The 2,907-nt window shown below is 52.8% G+C and carries 1 rRNA gene; it reads left to right on the forward strand.

The features are described from left to right. Positions 1–54 precede the first annotated feature (54 nt). Positions 55–2,907, forward strand: a 23S ribosomal RNA gene (locus LCM20_RS19890); the annotation flags it as partial.

Genomic DNA, 2,907 nt, shown 5'->3' on the forward strand with positions numbered 1-2,907 from the left:
TGAAACGATGACAAGACATCAAACCAATTGAAATAAACGTCTTTTCACGACGATAGTTAAGTGAATAAGGGCGCACGGTGGATGCCTTGGTACTAGGAGCCGATGAAGGACGGGACTAACACCGATATGCTCCGGCGAGCCGTAAGTAGGCTTTGACCCGGAGATTTCCGAATGGGGGAACCCACTGTTCGTAATGGAACAGTATTCGTCAGTGAATACATAGCTGACGAAAGGTAGACTCGGGGAACTGAAACATCTAAGTACCCGAAGGAAGAGAAAGCAAATGCGATTTCCTGAGTAGCGGCGAGCGAAACGGAATCAGCCCAAACCAGAAAGCTTGCTTTCTGGGGTTGTAGGACACTCCATTGGAGTTATCAAGAAGGAAGATAGGCGAATCGATCTGGAACGATCAGCCATAGCAGGTAACAGCCCTGTAGTCGAAATCTTTCTTCCTCCGGAGTGGATCCTGAGTACGGCGGAACACGTGAAATTCCGTCGGAATCCGGGAGGACCATCTCCCAAGGCTAAATACTCCCTAGTGACCGATAGTGAACCAGTACCGTGAGGGAAAGGTGAAAAGCACCCCGGAAGGGGAGTGAAAGAGAACCTGAAACCGTGTGCCTACAAGTAGTCGGAGCCCGTTAATGGGTGACGGCGTGCCTTTTGTAGAATGAACCGGCGAGTTACGACCGTATGCGAGGTTAAGCAGTAGAAGCGGAGCCGCAGCGAAAGCGAGTCTGAATAGGGCGCGTGAGTATGCGGTCGTAGACCCGAAACCGTGTGATCTACCCATGTCCAGGGTGAAGGTCAGGTAACACTGACTGGAGGCCCGAACCCACGTAAGTTGAAAATTACGGGGATGAGGTGTGGGTAGGGGTGAAATGCCAATCGAACACGGAGATAGCTGGTTCTCTCCGAAATAGCTTTAGGGCTAGCCTCAGAATATAAAGTCTTGGAGGTAGAGCACTGATTGGACGAGGGGCCCCTATCGGGTTACCGAATTCAGTCAAACTCCGAATGCCAGTGACTTTGTTCTGGGAGTCAGACCGTGGGTGATAAGGTTCATGGTCGAGAGGGAAACAGCCCAGATCGCCAGCTAAGGTCCCAAAGTGTGTGTTAAGTGGAAAAGGATGTGGAGTTGCTTAGACAACCAGGATGTTGGCTTAGAAGCAGCCATCATTCAAAGAGTGCGTAATAGCTCACTGGTCGAGTGACTCTGCGCCGAAAATGTACCGGGGCTAAACACACCACCGAAGCTGCGAATTGATCTTATGATCAGTGGTAGGAGAGCGTTCTAAGGGCAGTGAAGTCAGACCGTAAGGACTGGTGGAGCGCTTAGAAGTGAGAATGCCGGTATGAGTAGCGAAAAAAGAGTGAGAATCTCTTTCACCGTAAGTCTAAGGTTTCCTGAGGAAGGCTCGTCCTCTCAGGGTTAGTCGGGACCTAAGCCGAGGCCGAAAGGCGTAGGCGATGGACAACAGGTTGATATTCCTGTACCACCAAACTCCGTTTGAGTGAAGGGGGGACGCAGGAGGATAAGGAGAGCGCGCCATTGGATGAGCGCGTCCAAGCTTCAAGACGGTCGAATAGGCAAATCCGTTCGGCAACGTTGAGGAGTGATGGGGAGGGAATTACAGTACCGAAGCTCCTGATTTCACACTGCCAAGAAAAGCCTCTAGCAAGGATGTAGGTGCCCGTACCGCAAACCAACACAGGTAGACGAGGAGAGTATCCTAAGGTGAGCGGGAGAACTCTCGTTAAGGAACTCGGCAAAATGACCCCGTAACTTCGGGAGAAGGGGTGCTCCTCTGCCGAGGAGCCGCAGTGAAAAGGCCCAAGCGACTGTTTACCAAAAACACAGGTCTCTGCGAAGCCGTAAGGCGAAGTATAGGGGCTGACACCTGCCCGGTGCTGGAAGGTTAAGGGGATGCGTTAGCGTAAGCGAAGCGTTGAACCGAAGCCCCAGTAAACGGCGGCCGTAACTATAACGGTCCTAAGGTAGCGAAATTCCTTGTCGGGTAAGTTCCGACCCGCACGAAAGGTGCAACGACTTGGGCACTGTCTCAACGAGAGACCCGGTGAAATTATACTATGTGTGAAGATGCACATTACCCGCGACAGGACGGAAAGACCCCGTGGAGCTTTACTGTAGCCTGATATTGAATGTTGGTACAGCTTGTACAGGATAGGTAGGAGCCTTAGAAGCCGGAGCGCTAGCTTCGGTGGAGGCGCTGGTGGGATACTACCCTGGCTGTACGGACATTCTAACCCAGGACCGTAATCCGGTCCGGAGACAGTGTCAGGTGGGCAGTTTGACTGGGGCGGTCGCCTCCCAAAGAGTAACGGAGGCGCCCAAAGGTTCCCTCAGAATGGTTGGAAATCATTCGCAGAGTGTAAAGGCACAAGGGAGCTTGACTGCGAGACCTACAAGTCGAGCAGGGACGAAAGTCGGGCTTAGTGATCCGGCGGTACCGCATGGAAGGGCCGTCGCTCAACGGATAAAAGCTACCCCGGGGATAACAGGCTTATCTCCCCCAAGAGTCCACATCGACGGGGAGGTTTGGCACCTCGATGTCGGCTCATCGCATCCTGGGGCTGTAGTCGGTCCCAAGGGTTGGGCTGTTCGCCCATTAAAGCGGTACGCGAGCTGGGTTCAGAACGTCGTGAGACAGTTCGGTCCCTATCCGTCGTGGGCGTTGGAAATTTGAAAGGAGCTGTCCTTAGTACGAGAGGACCGGGATGGACACACCGCTGGTGTACCAGTTGTTCCGCCAGGAGCATCGCTGGGTAGCTACGTGTGGTCGGGATAAGTGCTGAAAGCATCTAAGCATGAAGCCCACCTTGAGATGAGATTTCCCATTACCCAGAGTAATTAAGATCCCTCAGAGATGATGAGGTTGATAGGTC

It is taken from the genome of Halobacillus litoralis (assembly GCF_020171725.1).
Classification (GTDB): domain Bacteria; phylum Bacillota; class Bacilli; order Bacillales; family Halobacillaceae; genus Halobacillus; species Halobacillus litoralis_F.